The sequence below is a fragment of the Ralstonia sp. Ralssp110 genome (genome assembly GCF_047325135.1).
Lineage (GTDB): Bacteria > Pseudomonadota > Gammaproteobacteria > Burkholderiales > Burkholderiaceae > Ralstonia > Ralstonia mojiangensis.
This window is the reverse complement of the sequence record NZ_CP168610.1, coordinates 2,925,632-2,951,361: the sequence shown is the minus strand read 5'-3', so window position 1 is coordinate 2,951,361 and position 25,730 is coordinate 2,925,632. Positions and strand designations below refer to the sequence as shown.

Below are 25,730 nucleotides of genomic sequence, written 5' to 3'. Positions count from 1 at the left end.
GCGGCCGTCAGGGGCGGACGATGTCGGCGTTTTCGCCGCTACCGCCAGGCTGGCCGTCCTTGCCGTAGCTGAGGACCTCGTATTCCCCGTTGGCGCCGGGAGCGTGGTACACGTAGGCGTGCCCCCACGGGTCCAGCGGCACCTCGCGTTTGAGATAGGGGCCGCTCCATTTGGCGCCGGCCGTAGGCGGCGCCACCATCAGCGCCTGCAGACCTTCTTCGGTGCTCGGATAGCGGCCGACGTCCAGCCTATAAGTGTCCAGAACCTTTTCAAAGGCTTCCAACTGGGCCTTGGCCGTCGTGATCTCCGACTTTCCGATTTGGGAGAAGTATTTCGGCCCAACATACGATGCTAGCAAGCCGATGATGACCAGCACGACCAGCAGTTCCAGCAGGGTGAAGCCGCGCAGTCCTCGGCTCGGTCGAGCCAGGGCGGAGCGGCGCTCGTTAGAACATCTTACGGATGCCATGATTCGTCAGGGTTAGGTACTGGTATCGCCGCAGTAGCTCAGCGATGCGCTGCATGGGGGGCTGGGTTCAGCCTAGCGAGAGCTTGCGGACTGGTGGTCAGCGCTTCCAGGAACGCGATCAGGTCCTGACGCTCCATGGGAGTGAGCAGCAAAGGTCGGCCTTGTTCGTTGCTGCGGTAGTAGACCTCATAGTCGACTGCCTGCAAGAGCGTGGGCACACCGCCATCGTGCATATAGGGACCCGTCTTCGCCACATTGCGCAAGCTGGGCGTGCGAAATTTGCCGATGTCCTTAGGATCGAGGGACACTACAAACCGTCCTAATTCGGCGAAGTCGTCATTCGAGAGAATGATCTGGTCCAGCGGCACGCCCTTCTGCTTCTGAGTAGCCAACTCGGTAGTCAATTGCGCCAAATGCCCACTAATGCGTTCCATGCCGACCGACAGCGCATGAAATTGGTTATCAGTAAGCAGGGCGTGATCACGTTCGATCGTGTGGCAAGTGGAGCAACGGGCGGCTCCCGTGAATAGGATTAGCCCTCGCACAGCGCTCGCGCTGAGGGCGTTTTTGTCGCCCCCAAACGCATAGCGATCTAATGCTGAGTCGCCAGCACGCAGTGTGCGCTCATAGGCAGCCAATGCTTGCGCAACTTGCTCAATACGCACTTGGGATACTTCGCTAGCTCCGAAGGCGTGCTTGAAAGCCTCCACGTAGTTCGGGTCTTGCGCGATTACGTGAAGCACGGCCGCGTCATCCGGCATGCCCATTTCTCGAGGATTGGTCAGCGGCCGGAGAGCTTGGCTTTCGAGTGTGGGATCTCTACCTTCCCAGAATTGGGAGGTGTTATATGCAACGTTCAATAAGCTTGGCGCGTTGCGGGTCCCCAAGCGCTCGCCGATCCCTTTGGAAACGCGCAGGCCATCGTCGAAGAACTGGTCCGGTGAGTGGCAACTGGCGCAACTGCGGGTGCCGTCACTACTGAGCCGCTGGTCGAAGAAAAGTTTTTGGCCCAGGGCGATCATCGCAGGGCTTGGTGGACGCCCCTCAACTTTGGGCAGACCGAGAAGATCCGATTCCGACGTGCTGGCTGCCGGTGCCGGCCAAGGCTGAACAGCCCAAGCTAGGAGAGCAAGCGCACCCGTCGCTGAGAGGACGGGTAGCGCTCGTCGAGCCCCATTGCGCAACGCAGGCAGGGCTTTACGTACAGAAAATGCAACCAGCGTTGAGCGACGCGAACGCGAAGCAGCCTGGCTGAAAGGCCATCGTGCCAACGGACCCACCCCCTGAACCTACTTTATTGAACCGTGAGGCAAAACCATGCCGTCACCTTGGTGAAGGTGATATTTGTCATGGTCGACCACGGGATTTTATTAGCGAAAAAACGTGCCTTACTTTCCGAGCATGTTGTCACCCACGACTTAACGCTGTCAATGGTCGGCTTGTTGTGAAAACGTGAATGGCGCGAGTGTATTCAGGGTCGCAAATAACACACTTCCTGATTGTGGAGTGTTATGGATTCTTTAAGGAGAGTACCCCTCTTCACCAATATTGCGATTTGCTAGACAAGCTGGCAGGCTGCCGTTCGCGCGGGCGACGGTCCTGTTGAATGGAGCTGTGTGATCTCGTTGGAAGCTTGTCACCGAACCGGCTGGTTACGGTTTTGTTACGGCAATTCATGCTGATGGTGATTAAGGGGTATGCCCCTTGGTTACCGAACAGCGCGAGTGGCAGAGACGTGTGTATGTTTCAAGTGCAGTGGTATTACCTGCGTTGCCGCTTGCCGGTCTAATGGATCGGCTCCTGCTTAGAACGAAAAACAAAGATCGAAATACCCAGGGGGTGGACCCATATGGCCAGGTCCGAAAATGTGTTTGCGCAAAGCGCAAGTGGCATCGTGCGCGCTGCACGTGCCAAATTCTATTTTTCGTTCACTGATCTGGCTCGGGCGTTTGCGTTTCTCGCCGTAAGCAGTGTTTTGTTTGTTAGCAACGCTTGTCATGCCGCTAACACTGGGTTCGTTTATGACGACCTTGGACGTCTCATTCAGGTTGTTGCTCCAGACGGCACCAGTACCCAATATGCGTACGACGCGGTCGGCAACATCACGGCAGTCAAAGCAAGTACGGCGAATACGCTGGCTATTGCGAGCTTCTCGCCCAGCGGCGGCCCTGCGGGCACCAGCGTCACGATCTTAGGCAGCGGCTTTAGCACCACGGCAAGCGCCAATTCGGTCGCGTTCAATGGCGTGGCCGCGACGGTGACCGCAGCGAGCGCCACAGCTCTCCGCGTCACAGTTCCTTCTGCCGCCACAACCGGACCAATCTCGGTTTCCAATACGAACGGCACCGCTGTTTCTTCGACCAATTTTGTTATTGGCACGAGCGCGGCACCACCTACCGTCACCGGCTTCACTCCATCGCTGGGCTTGGCCGGAACTTCGGTCACGATCACAGGGACTGGATTCCAGCCTGCGACGGCAGCCAACAATGTTGTATTTGGCGCCGCCCAGGCGCAAGTTACCGCAGTCACTGCGCCAACGCAGGTTGTCGCGACGGTGCCTCAGGCCGGGTCTGGCAAGATCTCGGTTACCACAGCCAATGGCAGCGCAATCAGCGCGAACGATTTCTACGTCGTGCCGACCGGAGTGTCGTCGAGCACGATTGTGGACACGCAGCGTATCGTTCCGGACGGTGCGGCGACGACCTCTACCCTGGGCACGGTGGGCAGTGCGGGACTGTTCGTCTTTGATGCCGTGGCGGGTCAGCGGCTTGGGCTCGGGGTTGCCGACTTCTCGGCTACGCCTGCAAACGGCAGTCAACAACTTGCGCTGAGCGTCTACGCTCCCTCCGGTGCCGTGCTGGTTTCGTGCACAGTTACTACAGCGAACAAGTGCACCCTGCCGGCAATACCCCAGAAGGGTACTTACCGCTTGCTGGCACGAATCGATGGTTCTCACACTGCCAATGTTTCGCTGCTTCTGACATCTGAGCAGACAGGAGTGCTGACCCCTGGCGCTCCGGTGACGACGTTCGCGACGACCCGAGCAGGCCAGAACGCGCGTTATACGTTCACCGCGACGGCGGGGCAGAACCTGAGCCTGGCGTGGACTGGGGCGACGTTCGCAGGTTACCCCTCGAACCTGTCGGTGGTTGACCCGAGCGGCAACACGGTGGCGAGCTCTCCGTACGTTTCGAGTACTTACTACCCGAACGGCGAGTTCCAGCTGACGAACCTGCAGAAGAGCGGGACGTACACGGTGTTCATGGACCCGAACCAGGCCAACACGGGCCAGGTTGGGCTGCAGTTGTTGGCGCCGGCCAGCGGCACGCTGACGGTGGATGGTCCGTCGTTGGCGATCAGCCAGGTGGCGGGTGCGACGGGCCGCTACAGCTTTACGGGGGCGGCGGGCCAGACACTGGGTCTGGGCCTGGACACGCTGGTCACGACACCCAGCGGGGGTTATGCGGGGGTCGCGGTGGTGGCGCCGGACAACGTCACGACGCTAGTCAATTGCGGCAACTTCTCTGCGCCAGGTAACAGTTGCAACCTGACGCTGCCGAGCGACGGCACGTACACGGTGGTGGTGGTGCCGGGCAGTGCGACCACGGCGCTGACGGGCAACCTGACGCTGTCCAATGACGCTGCGGCCACGTTGGTGCCGAATGCACCGGTGACGACGTTCGCGACGACCCGAGCAGGCCAGAACGCGCGTTATACGTTCACCGCGACGGCGGGGCAGAACCTGAGCCTGGCGTGGACTGGGGCGACGTTCGCAGGTTACCCCTCGAACCTGTCGGTGGTTGACCCGAGCGGCAACACGGTGGCGAGCTCTCCGTACGTTTCGAGTACTTACTACCCGAACGGCGAGTTCCAGCTGACGAACCTGCAGAAGAGCGGGACGTACACGGTGTTCATGGACCCGAACCAGGCCAACACGGGCCAGGTTGGGCTGCAGTTGTTGGCGCCGGCCAGCGGCACGCTGACGGTGGATGGTCCGTCGTTGGCGATCAGCCAGGTGGCGGGTGCGACGGGCCGCTACAGCTTTACGGGGGCGGCGGGCCAGACACTGGGTCTGGGCCTGGACACGCTGGTCACGACACCCAGCGGGGTTATGCGGGGGTCGCGGTGGTGGCGCCGGACAACGTCACGACGCTAGTCAATTGCGGCAACTTCTCTGCGCCAGGTAACAGTTGCAACCTGACGCTGCCGAGCGACGGCACGTACACGGTGGTGGTGGTGCCGGGCAGTGCGACCACGGCGCTGACGGGCAACCTGACGCTGTCCAATGACGCTGCGGCCACGTTGGTGCCGAATGCACCGGTGACGACGTTCGCGACGACCCGAGCAGGCCAGAACGCGCGTTATACGTTCACCGCGACGGCGGGGCAGAACCTGAGCCTGGCGTGGACTGGGGCGACGTTCGCAGGTTACCCCTCGAACCTGTCGGTGGTTGACCCGAGCGGCAACACGGTGGCGAGCTCTCCGTACGTTTCGAGTACTTACTACCCGAACGGCGAGTTCCAGCTGACGAACCTGCAGAAGAGCGGGACGTACACGGTGTTCATGGACCCGAACCAGGCCAACACGGGCCAGGTTGGGCTGCAGTTGTTGGCGCCGGCCAGCGGCACGCTGACGGTGGATGGTCCGTCGTTGGCGATCAGCCAGGTGGCGGGTGCGACGGGCCGCTACAGCTTTACGGGGGCGGCGGGCCAGACACTGGGTCTGGGCCTGGACACGCTGGTCACGACACCCAGCGGGGGTTATGCGGGGGTCGCGGTGGTGGCGCCGGACAACGTCACGACGCTAGTCAATTGCGGCAACTTCTCTGCGCCAGGTAACAGTTGCAACCTGACGCTGCCGAGCGACGGCACGTACACGGTGGTGGTGGTGCCGGGCAGTGCGACCACGGCGCTGACGGGCAACCTGACGCTGTCCAATGACGCTGCGGCCACGTTGGTGCCGAATGCACCGGTGACGACGTTCGCGACGACCCGAGCAGGCCAGAACGCGCGTTATACGTTCACCGCGACGGCGGGGCAGAACCTGAGCCTGGCGTGGACTGGGGCGACGTTCGCAGGTTACCCCTCGAACCTGTCGGTGGTTGACCCGAGCGGCAACACGGTGGCGAGCTCTCCGTACGTTTCGAGTACTTACTACCCGAACGGCGAGTTCCAGCTGACGAACCTGCAGAAGAGCGGGACGTACACGGTGTTCATGGACCCGAACCAGGCCAACACGGGCCAGGTTGGGCTGCAGTTGTTGGCGCCGGCCAGCGGCACGCTGACGGTGGATGGTCCGTCGTTGGCGATCAGCCAGGTGGCGGGTGCGACGGGCCGCTACAGCTTTACGGGGGCGGCGGGCCAGACACTGGGTCTGGGCCTGGACACGCTGGTCACGACACCCAGCGGGGGTTATGCGGGGGTCGCGGTGGTGGCGCCGGACAACGTCACGACGCTAGTCAATTGCGGCAACTTCTCTGCGCCAGGTAACAGTTGCAACCTGACGCTGCCGAGCGACGGCACGTACACGGTGGTGGTGGTGCCGGGCAGTGCGACCACGGCGCTGACGGGCAACCTGACGCTGTCCAGCGATATCAGGGACACGCTGAGCACGGTGACATTCTTCTCCACGAACCGAGTTGGTCAGAATGGGCGCTACACGTTCAGCGCGAATGCTGGCGACAACATCAGCATCAGCGCGAAACCTCCATTCGTTCCAGGGAGCGACGGAAACTCAGGCTCCGGGGGCACCATCAGCCAGGGCGGGGTAATGCCAGCCCAGACGACGCTGACGGTCTATGGGCCAGCCGGCAATACGTTGGCGAGTTGGACCGTGTACGCCAGTACGTCTGCGACTGTCTATCCGTTGAACAACCTGCAGCAAACCGGGACGTTCACTCTGTTCGTAGATCCATCCCAGACGAACACGGGAACCCTCGATCTGGGAGTTTGGAAAACAGGCACTACTACGCCACCGGATACGTCCTACAACGGTGCCGTGGTGGTGGATGGTCCGTCGTTGGCGATCAGCCAGGTGGCGGGTGCGACGGGTCGCTACAGCTTCACGGGGACGGCAGGGCAGACGCTGGGTCTGGGCCTGGACACGCTGGTCACGACACCCAACGGCGGCTATGCCTGGGTCAGGGTGATGGCACCGGACAACGTCACGACGCTGGCCGACTGTGGCAACTTCTATGCGCCAGGCAACAGCTGCAACGTGCCAGTGCTGCCGAGCAGCGGCACGTACACGGTGGTGGTGACGCCGGGCAGTGCGACCACGGCGCTGACGGGCAACCTGACGCTGTCCAATGACGCTGCGGCCACGCTGGTGCCGAATGCACCGGTGACGACGTTCGTTGCGAGCCGGGTGGGTCAGAACGCGCGTTACACGTTTAGCGCCACAGCGGGCCAGAACCTGAGCCTGGCGTGGACTGGGGCGACGTTCCCGGGCAGCTACGGCAATCTGTCGGTGGTTGACCCGAGTGGCAACGCCGTGGCAAGCGCGTGGAACGTCGCGAGCGGCTACCAACCGAACGGCGTGTTCCAGCTGGCGAACCTGCAGAAGAGCGGTACGTACACGGTGTTCATGGACCCGTACCAGGCCACCACGGGCCAGATTGGGCTGCAGTTGCTGGCCCCGGCCAGTGGGACGCTGACGGTGGATGGTCCGTCGTTGGCGATCAGCCAGGTGGCGGGTGCGACGGGTCGCTACAGCTTCACGGGGACGGCAGGGCAGACGCTGGGTCTGGGCCTGGACACGCTGGTCACGACACCCAACGGCGGCTATGCCTGGGTCAGGGTGATGGCACCGGACAACGTCACGACGCTGGCCGACTGTGGCAACTTCTATGCGCCAGGCAACAGCTGCAACGTGCCAGTGCTGCCGAGCAGCGGCACGTACACGGTGGTGGTGACGCCGGGCAGTGCGACCACGGCGCTGACGGGCAACCTGACGCTGTCCAATGACGCTGCGGCCACGCTGGTGCCGAATGCACCGGTGACGACGTTCGTTGCGAGCCGGGTGGGTCAGAACGCGCGTTACACGTTTAGCGCCACAGCGGGCCAGAACTTGAGCCTGGCGTGGACTGGGGCGACGTTCCCGGGCAGCTACGGCAATCTGTCGGTGGTTGACCCGAGTGGCAACGCCGTGGCAAGCGCGTGGAACGTCGCGAGCGGCTACCAACCGAACGGCGTGTTCCAGCTGGCGAACCTGCAGAAGAGCGGTACGTACACGGTGTTCATGGACCCGTACCAGGCCACCACGGGCCAGATTGGGCTGCAGTTGCTGGCCCCGGCCAGTGGGACGCTGACGGTGGATGGTCCGTCGTTGGCGATCAGCCAGGTGGCGGGTGCGACGGGTCGCTACAGCTTCACGGGGACGGCAGGGCAGACGCTGGGTCTGGGCCTGGACACGCTGGTCACGACACCCAACGGCGGCTATGCCTGGGTCAGGGTGATGGCACCGGACAACGTCACGACGCTGGCCGACTGTGGCAACTTCTATGCGCCAGGCAACAGCTGCAACGTGCCAGTGCTGCCGAGCAGCGGCACGTACACGGTGGTGGTGACGCCGGGCAGTGCGACCACGGCGCTGACGGGCAACCTGACGCTGTCCAATGACGCTGCGGCCACGCTGGTGCCGAATGCACCGGTGACGACGTTCGTTGCGAGCCGGGTGGGTCAGAACGCGCGTTACACGTTTAGCGCCACAGCGGGCCAGAACCTGAGCCTGGCGTGGACTGGGGCGACGTTCCCGGGCAGCTACGGCAATCTGTCGGTGGTTGACCCGAGTGGCAACGCCGTGGCAAGCGCGTGGAACGTCGCGAGCGGCTACCAACCGAACGGCGTGTTCCAGCTGGCGAACCTGCAGAAGAGCGGTACGTACACGGTGTTCATGGACCCGTACCAGGCCACCACGGGCCAGATTGGGCTGCAGTTGCTGGCCCCGGCCAGTGGGACGCTGACGGTGGATGGTCCGTCGTTGGCGATCAGCCAGGTGGCGGGTGCGACGGGTCGCTACAGCTTCACGGGGACGGCAGGGCAGACGCTGGGTCTGGGCCTGGACACGCTGGTCACGACACCCAACGGCGGCTATGCCTGGGTCAGGGTGATGGCACCGGACAACGTCACGACGCTGGCCGACTGTGGCAACTTCTATGCGCCAGGCAACAGCTGCAACGTGCCAGTGCTGCCGAGCAGCGGCACGTACACGGTGGTGGTGACGCCGGGCAGTGCGACCACGGCGCTGACGGGCAACCTGACGCTGTCCAATGACGCTGCGGCCACGCTGGTGCCGAATGCACCGGTGACGACGTTCGTTGCGAGCCGGGTGGGTCAGAACGCGCGTTACACGTTTAGCGCCACAGCGGGCCAGAACTTGAGCCTGGCGTGGACTGGGGCGACGTTCCCGGGCAGCTACGGCAATCTGTCGGTGGTTGACCCGAGTGGCAACGCCGTGGCAAGCGCGTGGAACGTCGCGAGCGGCTACCAACCGAACGGCGTGTTCCAGCTGGCGAACCTGCAGAAGAGCGGTACGTACACGGTGTTCATGGACCCGTACCAGGCCACCACGGGCCAGATTGGGCTGCAGTTGCTGGCCCCGGCCAGTGGGACGCTGACGGTGGATGGTCCGTCGTTGGCGATCAGCCAGGTGGCGGGTGCGACGGGTCGCTACAGCTTCACGGGGACGGCGGGTCAGTTTCTGAATCTGGGCTTCAGCGGCGCAGCCATTACACCAGCTGGCAGCACCGTCACTATCACGGTAATCGCTCCCGACAACGTCACCACGGTCGTCAATTGCGGCAGCTTCAGCACGAACGGCAGTTGCAGCGTTCCGGCGTTGTCAAGTACGGGGACAAACAACTTGGGCTTGCCGAGCACAGGTATCTACACCGTATTGGTCACGCCAAACAGCTACGCGACCGCAGTGAGCGGGGCCCTGAGCCTGAAGCAATTCAGTCTGCGCCCATAGAGCAAGAACAAGACGCCGACGAAGATGACGAGAACCCTCCGAATGAAAGAAAGAGAAGCGATGTCGAAACCGAACGCTCTTGGACGTGATGTGGTGCCGCGCTGGCGCCTTCCGCTGCGCTACATAGTGCCCGCGATCCTGTTGGCGGTGGGGATGCTTCACACGCCGCAGTCGATCGGGCAGGGACAGGCTGCGCCAGTTGCCTCCACGTCCGCGAGTGACTCACTCGTGAGTTTGCTGGCCTCTCGGCCGGCGGTCCTCAAAGGCCAGAGCGCGACCCAGCTCGCTAACGGTCAATGGTTAGTGCTGGGGGGTACTGCCGCAAACTCGGTCGGCAACGGGGCGTGGGTAATCAATGCGGCTGGCAAGGCTGTTCCGCTGCCCGCCACTTTGCGCACGGCGCGCATGAACCACAGCGCGACCCTGTTGCCCGACGGCACCGTGCTCGTGTTCGGCGGAGTTGACGCCAAGGGCAACACGCTTACCGACCTGGAGATATTCGCTCCCTCAACGAACAGCTTCAGCAGTCTCGCCAACCCAGGCCTGCTGGCACGCAGTGGGCATAGCGCTACGGTGCTGACCGATGGCCGCCTCCTGATAGTTGGGGGTGCCGACGCCGCTGGCAAAGCACTGCGCACGGTTGAGCTCTACGACCCTGCCACGAATCAGGTCGAACGTGTCAACACCGCCTTGGATGCAGCGCGCATGCAGCACATTGCGGCGCTGTTGCCTAGCGCCAAGGTTTTGCTGTGGGGTGGTCAGGACGGTGCTGGCCAGACGCTGGCCAGCGGCAGCGTGTTTGATGCAACTGCGCAGCAATTCAGTGCTGTTGCAGTCGATGGCGCTCAGTCGCTGGCGCAGTCGCTTAATCCGGGAACGGTGCCGACCTTGGTGACTAGCGCTCCTGCGAACCAAGCCAAGGACGTTCCGGTTGCGCAGCGCTTCATGCTCCGCTTCAGCCAGCGCATGGCCGTGACGAGTCTGAATGCCAGTACTGTCACCCTGATCGGCCCCAGTGGCGCGGTGGACATCCAGCCGGTTCCTGTGGAAGGCGGGATGCTGCTATTTGTCACGCCCAAGCAAGAGCTGCTTCCAGGGACCGCTTATACGCTGTTCGTGCAAGGCGCGACCGATCAGTTCGGCAATGCCTTGCCGCTGACCGCAGTGGGTTTCAAGACCGTCACGCTGGGGACGTCCGCAGCGCGGTCCACAACAACGCCGGCCGTCGCGCAGGCAATGTTCGCGGCAGCGTCGTCGCAGGGTGGGGCTGCTGTCGCTGCAACGGCGGGCAGCACTACCGTCAACGGCACAGTCGCCACCCCTAAAACCCCTGCCGTGGCGAGTGCCGCGTATGACGCGGCAAACCGGGCCGCTGCGGATGCGGACGAAGACAGCGATATCTGGATCCCTGGCCCTGGCAACTTTGGAGGCAAGTGGCGCCGTGGCAACCGAGAGGTTTCCCGGCAGTACCTGCCCAAGAACGAGCATTTGCGCCACAGGCTGTACGGCTACCCACAGCTGATGAAGCTGACGCCCGCCGACGTTGCGCAGCACAAGATCCCCGATGTCACACCGCCAGCCGATGGCGTGACGGGCGTCGCGGGCCAAGTGCTACGCCTCAATGGCAAGCCTTTGGTAGGTGCGACGCTGTCCATCGGCTCGCAGAAGGTGGTGACCGATGAGAACGGCGAGTTCCTGCTCGCAGGCGTGCCTGCCGGCCGCCAGATCCTGGTCATCGACGGTGAGACTGCCAGCCACGGCAACCGCCACTATGGGCGCTATGAGTACGGTGTGAAGATCGAAGAAGGGCGGACCACGCTGCTGCCCTTCGTCATCTGGATGTCGCGCTTGAACCCGCGAACCGTTACGCTAGCCTCCCCCACCGCGACCGAGACTGTCGTGACCAACCCGCAGATTCCGGGCATGGAACTGCGCATCCCTGCGGGCATGGTCATCCGAGACTCCCAGGGCAAGATCGTGACCGAGATCAGCATGACGGCGGTGCCGGTCAACCAGCCGCCGTTCCCGCTGCCGCACATTGAAGTGCCGGTCTACTTCACCGTTCAGCCGGGAGGCTCGCGCCTGGAAGGCATCAACGCCAATGCCAAGGGCGCCCAGCTTATCTACCCCAACTACCCGAACGCCGCGCCCGGCACGCGCATGACCTTCTGGGACTACGATGCCACCAACCGCGGCTGGTTCGAGTACGGCCATGGCACTGTCACGGCCGATGGCAAGCAGGTGATGCCTGATGCGGACGTGCGCATCTACGAATTCACCGGCGCGATGATTACCACCTTCACGCCCGAATCCCAGGCGCCGTCGGAAGGGCCGCCGCCGAACTGCCAGTGCGACACCGAAACGGCCGACCCGGTGGATACTTCTACGGGCCTGTTCCTCAATAGAGAAACCGACTTGGTGATTCCGGATGTTATGCCCATCACCATCGGCCGTAGCTACCGGCAGGCTGATGAGACATCCCGCGCTTTCGGTATCGGCACCAACCTTTCGTATGACCTCTTCCTGGTGGGGGGCTACGACTCCGCCAAGGATCAGATCAAGCCATATTCCTATCTGATCCTGCCCGACGGCAGCCGCGTTTACTTCAGCCGCGTCTCCGGTGGCACTGGGTATACCGACGCCGTGTTCCAGAGCATCGCCGCACCGGGCAGTATCTACTACGGCGCCATCATCAAGTGGGACAACGTTAGTTACCCAGGCGCCAACTGGAGCCTGGTGCTTAAGAACGGCACGAGCTACTACTTCCCTGGCGTGGGGGATGGCGGTGGCACGGCGCGCACGGCCGCCGTGGTTGGCATCAAAGACAGGTTTGGTAACACCATGCAACTGGTGCGCAGCGCCGGCAGCGCCAACCTCACGCAGGTCATCTCGCCCAACGGACGGAACGTCTACCTGAGCTACGACGCCTCCAACCGCGTTACGCAGGTCAAGGACGACCTGCAGCGCACCTACAGCTATGTCTATGACACTCAGGGCAGGCTGACCCAAGTCACCGACCCGCTGGGCAAGACCCGGGCCTACACCTGGGCAAGCCAGACGGTGCCGGCCGCGCACTCCATCGGCGGCGTTGCGACCAGCACCAATATGCTGACGGTGCAGGACAAGAACGGCAACATCGTTGTGACGAACAGTTACGATGCGAATGGCCGGGTGGCGACCCAGACCTATGCCGATGGCAAGACCTATTCGTTTGCCTACACGCTGCTCTCTGCTAGCCAGGGTATTCCTGCCGGCAGCTATGACGCGGTGACCCAGACCGATGCTACCGACGAGCGTGGGACGGTCACGCGCTACGCGTTCAACACCAGCAAGGCCATCACTAGCATGACGGTGGGCCAAGGCACGACGGTGGCTCAGACTCGCACATACAACTGGAACGTCAGCACCAATCTGCTCGACAGCATCACCGATGCCCTCGGCCGTACCACGGCGTACCAGTACGATCGGCTGGGCAACACCACACAGGTCACCGCTGCCTCGGGCACCAGCAGCGCGGCAACTACCAAGATCGTCTGGGACCAGAACTACAGCCGTCCAACCGCCATCACAGACCCGAATAACAACACCCTGACGCTGAACTACGACAACCTGGGCAACCTCGTCAGAAGCACCGACGCTCTGAATCACAGCGTGGCCTTGACCTATGACAGTCAAGGTCGCCCCACAAGCGTTGCCAACGCGCTGAGTGCTACCACCACATTTAGCTACAGCGGCGCAGACCTGCAAACCGTAGTCGATCCCTTGGGCAATGCGGCGAGCCAAAGCACTGATGCCGCCGGACGCCCCATCGGCCGGACTGATCCATTAGGCCGCCGCAGCTACCTGACGTATGACGCTCTGAACCGCATTACTAGCGTGACCGATCCGAAAGGCGGGGTCGCCCAAGCCAGCTATGACGCCAACGGCAACGTGCTGACCCAGGTGGACCAGAACAACAACACAACCAGCTTTGTGTACGACGGACGCAATCGCCTCACTCGGACGACCGATGCGTTGGGGCATGTAAGCACCCTGGCCTATGAGCCGGGCGGCCGCATCAGCCAAGTGGTCGACAACAAGGGCCAAGCCACTAACCGCACCTATGACGCGTTGGGCAGACTGACGCTCATTACGTTTGGCGCAACCGCCACCGGCGGCACACCCGCCAGCACCATCGCGGTGACCTGGGATGCTGGCAACAGGGTGACGCAGCTCGTTGACTCGGTTGGGGGCACCATCACGCGCACATACGACGTGCTGGATCACCTCACTAAGGAGACCACTCCGCAGGGCAGCGTAAGCTACACCTACGACGCAGGCGGGCGGCGCCAGAGCATGACCGTGGCCGGCCAGCCGACAGTGAGCTACACCTGGGACGCAGTCAACCGCCTAACCCAAATCCAGCAAGCTGCCGGCAGCACGAACGGCAACACTGCGCAGACGATTAGCTTCAGCTACGACGCGGCCAACCGGCGGGCGAGCACCACCTATGCCAATGGCATCGTGGCCACCTACACTTACGACAAGGCAAGCCAACTGACCGGTATCACCTATAACAAGGCCGACGGCACCCTCATCGGAGATCTGAGCTATACCTACGACGCCAACGGCCAGCGCACCAACATGGGCGGCAGCCTCGCGCAGGTCAATCCCGGCACCGCAGTCGGCAGCACCCAGTTCAATGCCAACAATCAGCTGACGAACTGGAACGGTCGGAGCCTGACGTATGACGCCAACGGCAACCTCACGAGCGATGGCACCAACACCTACGTGTGGGACGAGCGCAATCAGTTGCGCAGCATTGGCGGGGCCGTCACGGCCAGCTTCCAGTACGACGCACTGGGACGGCGCACCGGCAAAACCATTGGCAGCAATTCCACCGGATACTTGTACGACGGGGCGAACTTCGTGCAGGAGCAGAGTGGCGGTGCTGTCACGGCCAATGTGGTTACTAGCCGCAGAATGGACGAGACCTACCTGCGCGAGAGTAGCGCGGGCACGCACAGTCTGTTACCGGATGGGCTGGGCAGCATCTTGCTGGCAACGGATGCCACGCAGGCGACCGTGACGAGCTACAGCTATGACATCTACGGCGGAACCATGCAGATGGGGACGAACGACAATAGCCAGCAATACACGGGGCGGGAGAACGACGGGACCGGGCTGTACTACTACCGGGCGCGGTACTACAGTCCGCAGTTTGCGCGGTTCATCTCGCAGGATCCGATTGGATGGGCCAGCGGACAGACGAACAACTACGCATATGTGCGTGGGAACCCAGTTTCTCTGACTGATCGTCTGGGTCTAGCCACGAGTGAACAAATCAACCTCGCAGTCCAAATACTCCATGATACGTTTCCTGAGGTCTTGCCTGTGTTGCCAAATTCGGTAACAGGGGTCGCTGGTCTTTCCGGTGTAGTGGGAAATACTCTTGCGGGGAAGACAGACTTGTCAGGAAATATCCAATACAACGCAGACCTATATGGCGGTGACGGGGTGCCAGTCAAGGATTGTGAGCTAGACAATTTCCTGCAAACTATGGCTCACGAGATGCAGCATTTAAATGAGGGATGGCAGGATCGAGCTGGGTTAAATATCGGCGAGATGCTTAGAAATCTTACCCGGGATGATCGTTGGAGCATTGAAGATCAGATTGACCACAATGCGGATATGATGTACCAGCGAACCCGAGAGAGATTCAGGCAGCAGCTTGGTGGTTTCCGAAACTAATTTGATGTGAAGTGGGTTTTGTGACGAGATTCGTATGCGTGAAAGGATGCAAGGGAGGTTAATGTCTCGCGGTATGGTTTTTGCACTTGTCATCATAGGGGCGCTCGTCTGGGTGGTTGTTTTTGGGAATTTCGAGAAACCTATTCCGGACGATCGTGCCGCGGCAATGGTTTTAATACACAAGATGGGCGATTCGAATTCGCTTCTATCAGGCTGTGAGTTCGATTCAGCTGGTCATTTATCTAAGTGCCAAGAGCTTGATAAAAAGTTGGGGCTGATCAGAAAGGAGGGGGAGGAAATCATCGCCACAAGGGGCGGGGAACTGGTAGGCGTGAATTTCCAACGTCGGGTGGTAGTGGTGCTTAAACCGATAAGGGGATCCGATGGGCGCATCGGTTTATCCTGTTCAGTGTGGCCCGAAAATGCCACACCGCGGGGATGTGGGGACGCGGAGCGAAAATAGGTACACGGAGGGGGCTCAGTTGTGCGGGAACAGCGGAATGTTCGCGGCCACGCGCTTGTCTGCTCATCCAGGAAAGGTTGCAGGTACAAGGTTCCGGAGGCGACAGAGGGTCCTGTGGCTTCTTGTATGCTACCTGCGCTGCTTTGGTGTCGTCTGGGCCACCGGCTTGGGCATAGCCGATTTTTGAGATATCATGCTTTTAGCCATTGGATTGGCAGGGTCTCGCGCCCAAATCTACTTCCTTGCAACACGGCGCCGCCGGCGCCTATTGCGTTCGGAATGTGTCTTGCAGCGGGTTGGCAGTGGGTAAGCTTGGTGCGGTCCCCCGCGATATCACAAGTAGCCTCGATCGGTCCTGAGGCTTAGTTCCGTTGATCGGAACTAGGTTCGCAGTTCAATCGACTAGATCGGCTGTTGAACTACCTATTTGACTTACTGTGGGTCGCCCACGCGCTGTCACCGTTCGCCTCGGCCTACCTCGGGCCGTTGGACAGGCGCAAAAGTGTAAACAAGAGCAAGCTCAAGCCGCCCGTTGTTTACAATTTCGGCGCGGCGATTAGCGCAGGAGAGCGTCCCGTCTCACGACGCGACTTTGTTTACGTCTCGTAGTGCCCACAACCCTTTTAAGTCCATCTCGCCCGACAACAAAAACCCGGCAGTCCGCCCAGGACGCCGGGTTTTTGTTGCCTTCAGCGGGCAGACCTGCCGCCGTTCTAGTCACTCTCACACGGCTTCTTGAAGACGTGCTTCACCCCGCATTTGGTCGCGTGCGCCGCGTTCTTCACACCATGCCCCACGGCTCGTGCAGCGTTGGCCGTCGCATGCCCAGCTTCCTTTGCCGCATGGCCGGTCTTGCGGGCGGCTTCCTTCGTGTCCTGCTTGATGTTCTCCTTGGTCTCAGACAAATCGGCATGGGCCAGGGGGCTGAGCAGCGCCAGCAGCAGCGCAGGGATCAAAAGTAGACGACCTTTCACGGCGGGAATCCTCACAAACAGGTTCATGCAACGGACGCGTCGAGCACCACAGCGGCGCGGCCGGTCAACAGGATGCGTGCGCCGCTGCGCACGGTGAATCGGTACAGCACGTTGTTGCCGTCGCCACCGATGCGTTCGGCTTCGATGTCGAGCGGCGAGTCGATGGTGTCGAGCCGGGGGACGTGGGCTTCAACGCTGCGCACGCTGGCGAGAAAGCCGGCGCGTGGGCGGGCTTGCGCAGCATCGCACAGAGCGCCATGCACGGCCATCGCCTGAGCGGCGTATTCGATGCCACAGACCGCGGCCAATTGACCGTGCGAGCGCAACGGGTTGGCAGTGTCACGATGGCTCGTGGCGCTGCAATGGATGTGTGCGTCGTCCCATGCGACGACCGCGTCCAGCAGGCACATCGTGCCGCTGTGCGGAATGCGCGCTGCGATCCAGTTGCGGTCGAGCGGCGGAGATGGCTGCGCGCTTGACGTCATGGCGTGCCGAAGATGATGTCGACCTGCACGCGGGTCTCGGGCAGACAGTCGAGCACGACGTTGGCTGCTCGCCCTGCGGCCAACGCTTCCAGCAGCGGTAGCGCGCGCGCCGCGGCGTTGCCGTGCCACAGCGCTCCGAGCCCGGGTTGTGCCAATGCAGTCGACGCCGCGTCGGTCAGCGCGACGTCAATGCGCGCGAGCGTGCGCGGGCCAGCTTCGGGCGCAAGGACCATCGCCACCGCAAACGTATCGGGCACGGGCCGCACCGCGTTCAACGGTTCCGGGTACTCGCCGTCATATGCGATCAGCAGGGTGGGCGTGGCGTCAATCGCGACCTGACAGAGGCTGTCCAGCAGCCCAGCGGCAAAACTGCCGTCGTACGCGCACAGCACATTGGACGGCGCCATCGCGTGTGTGGCGATGCTCCAGTAGCCGGCCGGCGCGTTGTGCACGGAGTTGTGGAAGCGCGTGGGCGAAAGCTTGCGATCGTCGCCCGCCAGGGTTTCGCAGATGGCGTGGCAGTTCTGGCCATCGCCGCCGGACGAACTGAAGACCGTGGCCAGCGTGGCGGCATCGCGTCCGCTGGCTGCGACGGCTTCGTGGCCGACTGCCAGCGCCAGCTTGACTACGGGCCCCGTGCGGCGGCGCTCGACCGCCGGCAGCCCGGCCGGCGGCGGCAACTCGGTCGGTGCGTGCGCGTATGGTGTTCGACCGGTGAGCACGTCAGCGGTGTGCGGCCAATCCCGCAGACCGGGGCCCAGCACGCCGATGCTCTCGATGAAGGCGCTTAGTCGGGTCATGATGACAGGCCCACGTGGTCTGCGCGGCCGAAGACCAGGCTGCAATTCGTGCCACCAAATCCAAAGGCGTTGCTGAGCGCTGTGCGAACAGGAGCGTGGCGGCTCGACGTCAGGTAGTTGATGGCCAAGGTCGGGTCCGGCTGCGTGGTGTTGATGCCGGCCGGCATCAATTGATGGCGCAGCGCCAGCGCTGCGATTACCGCTTCCAATGCACCCGCCGCGCCCAGTGTGTGGCCGGTCGCACCCTTGGTCGAGCTGCACGCCGTGCCGTCGAACATCGCCTGGATGGCGCGCGCCTCCGCTGCGTCATTGCTGGGCGTGCCAGTGCCGTGCAGGTTGATGTAGTCGATGTCTGTTGCGGCCAAGCCGCTTGTGGCCAGCGCTTGCATCATGGCAGCACGTGCGCCCAGCCCTTCTGGATGCGGCGATGACATGTGATGCGCGTCGCTCGATTCGCCAATGCCGAGCAGCAGGATGGCATCGTCGTCCAACGCGCCTTTCGCCTCGGGGGGGCGCTCCAGCAGCGCAAAGGCTGCGGCCTCGCCGATGGAGATGCCATCGCGCGCCGCATCGTACGGCCGGCACGGTTGCCGCGACAGCAGTTCCAGCGAGTTGAACCCGTACAGCGCAGTCAGGCACAGCGAATCGACGCCGCCCACCACCGCCGCATCGATGAGCCCCGCGGCCAGCATGCGCCGCGCCGAGGCAAACACCTTGGCCCCCGACGAACACGCCGACGAGATCACCATGGCCGGTCCGCTCAATCCAAAGTACGCCCGCACAAACGCGGCGGACGAATAAATGTTGTGCGTCTGCGCGTAGTGAAAGCTCGCCGGCAGGGCGCCCGTTTGCGGATCGCGCTGCTGGTAGGCGCGTTCGGTTTCGAGAATGCCCGACGTGCTGGTGCCAAGGAACACGCCGACGCGTGCGGCGCCATGGCGTGCCTTGGCGGCTTCAACAGCTTCGGCAAAACCGTCTTGTGTGAGGCCGATCTGCGCAAGCCGGTTGTTGCGGCAGTCGAACTCGCGCAGGTCTGCACGCACGGGCGTGGCATCCGCGCCAGGCACTTCGCCGATCCACGTGTCGAGTTCGGCGCGCGGGAAGTGACACGGCGCGAGCCCGCCACGTTGCCCGCGCAACGCGTCGAGCGTGGCGTCAAGGCCACGTCCGAGGCAGCTTGTGGCGGTGAAATGTGTGAGCAGGACGGGCTTCACTGGAGAGATTGTCGCGGCAATTGTGGGGTGAGCTGACGGAGCAGACGGGGCGCCAATCGTTGACAAATTTTATCAAATGGCCATTTGCGAGCGGGTGGCCTGCGCGGGCTCCTGCGCGAGGGCAGCTCGCAAGGTCGTGCACTGCAATCGCGCGCGGGCGGCGGCTTCGAGCACCTTCGGCAATACAGTCAATATGACGGGCGTGCCGTGTGCATCGCGCGCCGCATGCCCATCGTGGAGCAGCAGGATGTCTTGCGGCGCCAGACCGTGCAGCAGGCGCTCGGCGATGGCGTCGGCGTTATGCGAGCGGGTGTCGAAGCCGCGGCGCGTCCAGCTCGCCAGCTGCAAGCCAAGCTGACACAGCACCGGTTCGAGAAACGGATTGCGCAGTCCGGCCGGCGCCCGAAAAAACAGCGGGCGCGTGCTGGTGATCTGCGCGAGCGTGTCCTGCGCGGCAGCAATCTCGCGCCGCAACGCGCCCGGCCCCTGCAGCGAGAACGTATGCCGATGGCGCTGACTGTGGTTTTCCACCGCATGCCCACGGGCGACGATGGCCTCGACGCAGCGCGGGTGCCGCTGCGCCAATTCACCGATGCAGAAGAAGGTGGCTTTGGCGCCGTGCTGGTCGAGCACGTCCAGCACGCGTGGCGTGACATCGGGGTCAGGACCGTCATCGATAGTCAACGCGATCTGCTGGCCGGCCGTGGCGGGCAGATGCGTCCAGTTCGGGCCGAGCCATGCGCTGCGCGGCCACAGTCCACCGGCCATCAGCACCAGATGCGAGGCGATGACGCTGCAGCCCGCCCATGGCCATGTTGAGGGGGCGGCCGCAACGGCAACCGCCGCGCCCGCGTGCAGCGCGAGCGTGCCGCTGATCAGCGGCGTCGGCGTCCAGCGGCGGGCGGTGCCAAGTGGTGGGGTGATCGGCGTGTTCATGCTGCAGCGTGCTGTTCGTGATTGGTGCGTGGCGCGAGGATGGCAGCAAACACCAGCGCGAGCATGGCGCCGGGCCCGACGGTCAACCCGAACGTTTCCAACATCGGCACCCGCGAGAATGCCAGCAGGCCGAAGCCGGCCACGGTCGCCAGGTTAGCCACCAGCAATGACACCAGCGTCTGCGGCGCAATGGCCTGCGTGCGTTGGTTGAAAAACAGCGCGTAGTTCGATCCCACCGCCACGATCAGCAGCATGCCCACCAGATGCAGGATGGTCAGCGGCACGCGTGCCAGCGCAAAGCCGGCCGTCACCACCAGCACCGCCGCCACCAGGGGCGCCAACGCGCGGAGCGTCCGCTGCGGTGAGCGTAACGCCACGAGCAGCAGCAAGGCGATCGCCGCGAAACCGGCCAGCGACAGGCGAAGGTCTTCCCGCACGTAGTTCACGTACAGCCGATCAGCCTCGGCCTTCATGTCGACGAAGAGCGCGCCCGGCACGGCTGCATGCTCGACGGCGGCACGAATCGGCGCGGCATCCAGGCTGGATGAGTTGGGTGCGTTCTTCGTGGCGGCCGGCGCGGCTGATGGTGCGCGCAATGGCAGCATGGCGCTCCATTGGCCGGCGCGTTCTGTCAGCAGTGCGTCCACCGCCAATGCCATCGATGTGCCCTTCAGGTCTGCGCGCCGCAATAGGGGCTGGGTGCGTGCCGCGTCCACATCGGCGATAAACGGGGCGAAGAGATCAGGCTTCACGCGGATCGGCTGATCTTCAACGGCGCTGCGCATGCGGGCGGCCAGTGCATCCGCAGGGGGCAGGCTTGCGAGGCGCGCGCGCTGCGTAGCAGCGCTCGGCAGATAGCGCGCAGGGTTCTCGACGCCGGCCAGCACGCCGCTGTCCACCAACGGTTGCAGTTGCGCGGCGACCTTTTCGGCGCCTTCAAGCGCGGCCTGCTCGGTCGCGGCCGGAATCACCACCAGATAGCGCACGTCGGGCGCCCCCACGTCGGCGCGCAGACTGGCGTCGAGCGCCTGGCTTTTCGCGGGCACGGGGCTCAGCGCAGCGAGTTCGCGGCTCCACAGGCCATCGCGATGCAGCGCGAGCGCCGCACATGCGCCCACGAGCACCATCGCCAACACCCAGCGCAGACGTGGCGCAGCATGCGTGGCCCGTGCGAGCCACGCCCCCACACGCGACACATCCCGCGTCGCCACTTCTGCACCACGCAGATGCGGCAACACGTAGCGCGTGACAAGTGCCGCCGTCACCAACCCGACAATCGAATACAGCCCTAACTGCACGAGCCCCGGAAAGCCTGAGAACAGCATCGACGCAAAGCCGCATACCGAGGTCAGCACACCCAGGCGGATGGTCGGCCAGTACGTGGCAATCCATGCACGCAGGCTGTCATTGGAAGTGGCAACGCGCAGGCGGGCGGATTGCACGAAAAGGTAGATCGAATAGTCGACCGCCTCGCCGATGAGCGTGGTGCCGAATCCGAGAGTGAGCCCGTGCACGGCCCCAAACGTGAGGCTGACCGCTGCCACGCCGGCCGCCACGCCGGACAGCACCGGCAGCAATCCCAGCAACACCGTGCGCGGCGAGCGGTACACCGTCAGCAGCAGCGCCACCACGAGCACGAGGCTGACGGTGGAAAGCCGTTCGACGTCGCGCTTGATGGTGTCGCGCGATTCAACGGAAAACACGCCTGGGCCGGTCAGGAGGATGCGCGCGGATGCGGCGTTCGGCACCGTGCGTGCAACCGCATCGAACGCGCGGTGCACGGTATCGATGGCCTGCGCCTGAGCGTCGGTGTCGGACCCGGCGGCCGTTGTCTGCACGACCAGCACGGCACGCTGGCCATCGCGCGACGCCCACACGCCATGCATGGACGAGGGTAGCGCGGTGTTGTCCAACTGGCTGACGAGCGCCGCCACCTCGCCGGTCGGATCGCGCGGCAGCATGTTCTTGGCAAATAGCCCGGCTGACGAACTGAGCAGGTCCAGGCTCTCGCCCAGCGCCGCGTGCAGACCTTCGGCGGAAAAGCGCTGCGGCGTGACAGCGGGACTGAGCACGTAGCGGTGGTCGAAGACGAACTGCCGGTCGCGCGCTTCGCTCACGGGCTGCCCGTTATTGACGGCACTGAACCGTGCGTCGGCACGCAGCGTGGCGGCGAGCTGCTTCGACAGCGTTGCACGGGTGGCCGCGTCACTGCCCTCGATGCCGACGAGGATGAGTCGTGACACCAGCCCCTCGCGCAACTGGTCGACCAGCACGCGTTGCTCGGCACTCGGCGAGCGCGGAAGAAACGCCGACAGGTCCGCTGTAAAGCTTGTACGCCCGATCACGATCGCGCACAGCAGCAGGCCGGTCAACCAAACCAGCAGAGCGGGCCGTCGCAGGGCGTGCAAGCGTTTCATGTGCGCGGCGTCCTTAGTTGCCCGGCACGCGTTGAAGGCGCATCAGCGAATGATCGCCATCGGCCTGGCGGATGGCGACGCTGCGCAGCACATCGCGCGTGCCCTCCAGCGTGATGGTGCGGACCACCTGCTGCATGCGCGTGTCGATGGGCGAAAGCGTGAGCGTCCAGTCATCGCCGTGGCCAGCGATGGCGACCTTGTAGATCGCTTCGAGCGCGTAGCGGTTACCGGCCAGCGTGGCGCGGATGCTTTCGATGAAGGCGCCCAGTTCCGGGTATTGCGACAGCGGCATCGTGAACTTGCGCTGGTTGCGCTCGACGGTCAGCTTGTCGCCGTCAATCACGAGGTGTTCTGGCTTGGGAGCCAGCGTGTGCTTTTCCAGATGATCGGGCGCCACGAACACCAGCTCGCCGGACGATTCAATGGGCTGTGCCGCAATCGACAGCGTCTTTGTTTCCGTGAATGTGGCACGCCCCGACTTGTTGCGTGCGAGCGTGGACATGAGGCGGTCGAGCGTCCAGGCGGTATCCGCGGCGTGGGCGGCTGTTGCCAACATGCTGGCTGCGAGCAGGGCCAGAAGGGCGTGTAGGAAGGGGCGCGTTGCAGTCATGGCGTTTGGGTGGTCTGGCGCTCGGCCGGGGTGGGATTCTGCGCGCCGGCCGCGTCGGCATCCTGCCAGAAGTCGAAGTAATTGAACCAGTTGTATGGCGCGGCGCGGCAGTAATGTTCAACGCGTTCCACATAGCGGCCGAGCGCGGCTTGCACGGCGGCGGCGCGATCTTCGCGGTGCACATCAGTGAAATCCGCCAACGGATCGAAATGCACGGCGTAGCGATTGCCGCCCAGGTGCAGCCCCGTCATGAATAGCACGGGGCGCTTCAGCATGGCGGCCATGTGCAGCGGCCCGAGCGGAAACGCTGCCGGGCTGCCGAGAAAATCCCTGCGCTGGATGGATGGCCCCGCGTCGCGCAACAGCGTGCGATCGGCCAGCATGCCGACCAGCCGGTTGTCGTCCAGCGCCTCGCGCACTTGCAGCATGGCGTCTACACGCCCCAGCGGAATGACCTCCGGCGCCGCCGTCGGGTTGATGGCGGCAACCGCGGCGTTGATGTTGCGCGCGTTCTCTTCATACATGGCGACGGCCACGCGCAGGTTTGGCACCGTACGGCCAAGCGCACGCACCACCTCGAAGCTGCCCAGGTGCGCGCCGAGCAGGAATGCACCGCGCCCCCGCGCCAGCACGTCGTGTATGTGCTGCTGGCCCTGCAACTCGACGTCGAACAGGTCGAAGCGCCCGCTGATCAGGTAAATGCGGTCGTGGATGGTCGTGCCAAAGGTGAACATGTGATGGAATACGTCGCGCAGCGTTGCCGGCCGGCCGAGCGCGCGGCGCAGATAGTCACGCGAGGCACGCCGCGCCGCCGGCGAGGCCGCCACGAAATACACCGCAATCAGCCACAGCAGAGCCCTGCCGAATGGCCGCCCAAGCCGCAGCGAAAGCCACGTCATCACGCGCAGCAGCGCGAGGTTGCTGCGCTCCGGACGCTCGGCCCAGTCGGTGCGCTTCATGCAGCAACGCCCTCCGGCGCTGATGCGGACAGTACGCCGCTGGCCACTTCGCGCTCGCCCGCGCGGATCGTGAAGCGGACGGCGTTGCTCGCCGTCGTCTCGAACGCGAGGTCGAGCAACTCCCCGGGTGCCGCAGGGCTGAGAAACTTGGCCGAACTGATCTTGCAAGCATCAAGCGAGCGGCCCAGCGCCGCACCGATCGTGTGGAGCGCGTGGTCAAGCAGCACCACCCCCGGCACGATTGGGTGGCCGGGAAAGTGCCCCGGCAGCGCCGGGTGATCAGCAGGAATGGTGAAGCGCATGGCGGGCATTTGTGCGTTGCGGTGCGAATGTTGTGCGACCAGCGCGGCTAGCACATCGCGCGCCAGTTTGCCGGTTTCGTTGCGCGGCAGCGCGTCTACCAGCAGCAGCGGGCGTGGCAGGAATGCTGCATCGATGCGGTCATGCAGGGCACGCAGTACGTCCGCCGCGCTAAGGCTCGGCGCCACAACGAGTGCCACTAGGCGCGTGACTGCGGCGCTGCCCTGCGTATGCGGGGCGGCAGGCGCATCGTCCGGCATGTAGAACACGCCGTCCTCCACACCTGCGATCGCGTTGAGCTGATGGTTCAGATACGCCAGCGACGAGCGCTTGCCGGCAATGTTGATCAGATCGGTCTTACGGCCGTGCAGCAGAAAGTGCGTGTCGTCGATCAGTTCAATCACATCGCTCATCGGCACCGCGGTTTCGACGTGCCCACCCTGGACCCACACCGTTGGGCCGTCGTCTTCCGGCGTGCCGGCGCGCGATTCCATGCGGACGCCGGGGTATAGATGCCACGCGGTTTCCTGCGCGGTACGGCGCGTCGCGACCTGGCCGGTTTCGGTGCTGCCGTAGATTTCCAGGAGCGGTGCAGACAGGCGCGTCTCGGCCTCCCGCGCCAGCGCCTCCGACAGCGGCGCAGTGGCCGACAGCACGAGCGATGCGCTTGGCAACGCGGGTTCTGATGCCAGCAGCGCCCGCAGATGCACCGGCGAGGTCACCAGCACGCGCGGTTGCGGCACGGCCTGCAGCGCCTCGCGAATGTCCGCCGGATAGAACGGCCGCTGGTTGCTGACGGCCAGACCGCCCTGCAGCGCGAGCAGTACCGTCACCTCAAAGCCATACATGTGCTGCGGCGGCACGGTGCCGACCAGCGTGAAGGCGCGCCCATCGTCCAGGCCAAGGTGTGCGACTGCCGCGAGCATGCAACGCACCAGCGCGCCCCATGTCTTGCGATGCGGCACCGGCGTGCCGGTTGATCCGGACGTGAACAACACCGCCATGACTTGCGACGCGTCGATCTGCGGCACGTCGATGAGCGTTGTGTCGGCCGTCAACGCATCGGGGTAACGGAAGCCCGGCAGGTCGACCGGGCAGGCGGGCGCATCGTGCAGGCAAAACACATCGGGCGCGAACGCCGAAAGCTGGCGCACCATTTGCGGCGTCTGCATGGGCGGCAGCAGGCTGACTTTGCCGGCCACCAGCGTCGCGCACAGCGCGACGGCAAAGCGGTAACGGTCTGAACAGGCGTTGAACACGTGACCGCCCGGCGGCAGCATCGCGGCCAGCGCCATCACATCGGCCAGGAACGCACGTGCGGAGACGGGTGCGCCGTCACGCCAGGCGAGCGTGTGGTCGAGTGTTGGATGGGAGACCAGCGGGTAAGTCGGCATGACGCAAAT

The 25,730-nt window shown here is 63.7% G+C and carries 14 protein-coding genes and 1 pseudogene; 4 read left to right on the top strand and 11 right to left on the bottom strand.

Features of this window, described 5'->3' with window-relative positions:
• Positions 1-7 precede the first annotated feature (7 nt).
• Together gspG and ACEN9T_RS22710 are read right to left on the bottom strand one after the other, a co-directional pair.
• A complete protein-coding gene (gspG, locus tag ACEN9T_RS22715) occupies positions 8-469 on the bottom strand; it encodes a type II secretion system major pseudopilin GspG (RefSeq protein WP_413707124.1) in 462 nt (153 codons plus the stop codon).
• A 38-nt stretch (positions 470-507) separates the two neighbouring features.
• Positions 508-1,491 carry a cytochrome-c peroxidase gene (locus tag ACEN9T_RS22710; RefSeq protein ID WP_413707123.1) on the bottom strand — a complete coding sequence of 328 codons (984 nt, stop codon included), beginning with the start codon at positions 1,489-1,491 and terminating at the stop codon, positions 508-510.
• A gap of 827 nt (positions 1,492-2,318) precedes the next feature.
• Between ACEN9T_RS22710 and ACEN9T_RS22705 the strand changes: the two are divergent.
• The 4 genes and pseudogenes from ACEN9T_RS22705 to ACEN9T_RS22690 all read left to right on the top strand — a co-directional run.
• A pseudogene (locus tag ACEN9T_RS22705) lies at positions 2,319-3,026 on the top strand (IPT/TIG domain-containing protein); the annotation flags it as partial.
• 441 nt (positions 3,027-3,467) lie between these two features.
• On the top strand, positions 3,468-4,625 hold the full coding sequence (locus ACEN9T_RS22700) for a hypothetical protein (protein ID WP_413708514.1): 1,158 nt from the start codon (positions 3,468-3,470) through the stop codon (positions 4,623-4,625).
• Positions 4,595-9,439, top strand: coding sequence for a beta strand repeat-containing protein (locus ACEN9T_RS22695; RefSeq protein ID WP_413707122.1), 4,845 nt, complete (start codon positions 4,595-4,597; stop codon positions 9,437-9,439). Before ACEN9T_RS22700 ends, ACEN9T_RS22695 begins: the two co-directional genes overlap by 31 nt.
• A gap of 60 nt (positions 9,440-9,499) precedes the next feature.
• Positions 9,500-15,169, top strand: coding sequence for a kelch repeat-containing protein (locus tag ACEN9T_RS22690; protein WP_413707121.1), 5,670 nt, complete (start codon positions 9,500-9,502; stop codon positions 15,167-15,169).
• A gap of 1,176 nt (positions 15,170-16,345) precedes the next feature.
• Here ACEN9T_RS22690 and ACEN9T_RS22685 read toward each other — a convergent pair.
• The 9 genes from ACEN9T_RS22685 to ACEN9T_RS22645 form a co-directional block, all read right to left on the bottom strand.
• Positions 16,346-16,606: a hypothetical protein gene (locus tag ACEN9T_RS22685; RefSeq protein ID WP_024976699.1), complete on the bottom strand. Its 261-nt coding sequence runs from the start codon at positions 16,604-16,606 to the stop codon at positions 16,346-16,348.
• A 23-nt stretch (positions 16,607-16,629) separates the two neighbouring features.
• Entirely contained in the window at positions 16,630-17,091 is a 462-nt protein-coding gene (locus ACEN9T_RS22680) for a hotdog family protein (protein ID WP_092973388.1), read from the bottom strand.
• Positions 17,088-17,891 carry a beta-ketoacyl synthase chain length factor gene (locus ACEN9T_RS22675; protein WP_413707120.1) on the bottom strand — a complete coding sequence of 268 codons (804 nt, stop codon included), beginning with the start codon at positions 17,889-17,891 and terminating at the stop codon, positions 17,088-17,090. Before ACEN9T_RS22675 ends, ACEN9T_RS22680 begins: the two co-directional genes overlap by 4 nt.
• Positions 17,888-19,105 (bottom strand): beta-ketoacyl-[acyl-carrier-protein] synthase family protein, encoded by a 1,218-nt coding sequence (locus tag ACEN9T_RS22670; RefSeq protein ID WP_413707119.1) that lies wholly within the window; start codon positions 19,103-19,105, stop codon positions 17,888-17,890. The genes ACEN9T_RS22675 and ACEN9T_RS22670 overlap by 4 nt, the downstream gene beginning before the upstream one ends.
• A 72-nt stretch (positions 19,106-19,177) precedes the next feature.
• Entirely contained in the window at positions 19,178-20,041 is an 864-nt protein-coding gene (locus tag ACEN9T_RS22665) for a polysaccharide deacetylase family protein (protein WP_413707118.1), read from the bottom strand.
• Positions 20,038-22,458, bottom strand: a complete 2,421-nt coding sequence (locus ACEN9T_RS22660) for an MMPL family transporter (protein ID WP_413707117.1) — start codon at positions 22,456-22,458, stop codon at positions 20,038-20,040. The genes ACEN9T_RS22665 and ACEN9T_RS22660 overlap by 4 nt, the downstream gene beginning before the upstream one ends.
• A gap of 13 nt (positions 22,459-22,471) precedes the next feature.
• Positions 22,472-23,068, bottom strand: coding sequence for an outer membrane lipoprotein carrier protein LolA (locus ACEN9T_RS22655; protein ID WP_413707116.1), 597 nt, complete (start codon positions 23,066-23,068; stop codon positions 22,472-22,474).
• A complete protein-coding gene (locus tag ACEN9T_RS22650; protein ID WP_413707115.1) occupies positions 23,065-24,027 on the bottom strand; it encodes an acyl-CoA synthetase in 963 nt (320 codons plus the stop codon). Before ACEN9T_RS22650 ends, ACEN9T_RS22655 begins: the two co-directional genes overlap by 4 nt.
• Positions 24,024-25,721 carry an AMP-binding protein gene (locus tag ACEN9T_RS22645; protein WP_413707114.1) on the bottom strand — a complete coding sequence of 566 codons (1,698 nt, stop codon included), beginning with the start codon at positions 25,719-25,721 and terminating at the stop codon, positions 24,024-24,026. The genes ACEN9T_RS22650 and ACEN9T_RS22645 overlap by 4 nt, the downstream gene beginning before the upstream one ends.
• Positions 25,722-25,730 lie beyond the last annotated feature (9 nt).

Bases quoted from the DNA above. Each gene is read 5' to 3' on its own strand.
- ACEN9T_RS22675 (WP_413707120.1), bottom strand. From the start codon at position 17,891: ATGACCCGACTAAGCGCCTTCATCGAGAGCATCGGCGTGCTGGGCCCC.
- ACEN9T_RS22650 (WP_413707115.1), bottom strand. From the start codon at position 24,027: ATGAAGCGCACCGACTGGGCCGAGCGTCCGGAGCGCAGCAACCTCGCG.
- ACEN9T_RS22710 (WP_413707123.1), bottom strand. From the start codon at position 1,491: ATGATCGCCCTGGGCCAAAAACTTTTCTTCGACCAGCGGCTCAGTAGT.
- ACEN9T_RS22655 (WP_413707116.1), bottom strand. From the start codon at position 23,068: ATGACTGCAACGCGCCCCTTCCTACACGCCCTTCTGGCCCTGCTCGCA.
- ACEN9T_RS22690 (WP_413707121.1), top strand. From the start codon at position 9,500: ATGTCGAAACCGAACGCTCTTGGACGTGATGTGGTGCCGCGCTGGCGC.
- ACEN9T_RS22680 (WP_092973388.1), bottom strand. From the start codon at position 17,091: ATGACGTCAAGCGCGCAGCCATCTCCGCCGCTCGACCGCAACTGGATC.
- ACEN9T_RS22665 (WP_413707118.1), bottom strand. From the start codon at position 20,041: ATGAACACGCCGATCACCCCACCACTTGGCACCGCCCGCCGCTGGACG.
- ACEN9T_RS22660 (WP_413707117.1), bottom strand. From the start codon at position 22,458: ATGAAACGCTTGCACGCCCTGCGACGGCCCGCTCTGCTGGTTTGGTTG.
- gspG (WP_413707124.1), bottom strand. From the start codon at position 469: ATGGCATCCGTAAGATGTTCTAACGAGCGCCGCTCCGCCCTGGCTCGA.
- ACEN9T_RS22645 (WP_413707114.1), bottom strand. From the start codon at position 25,721: ATGCCGACTTACCCGCTGGTCTCCCATCCAACACTCGACCACACGCTC.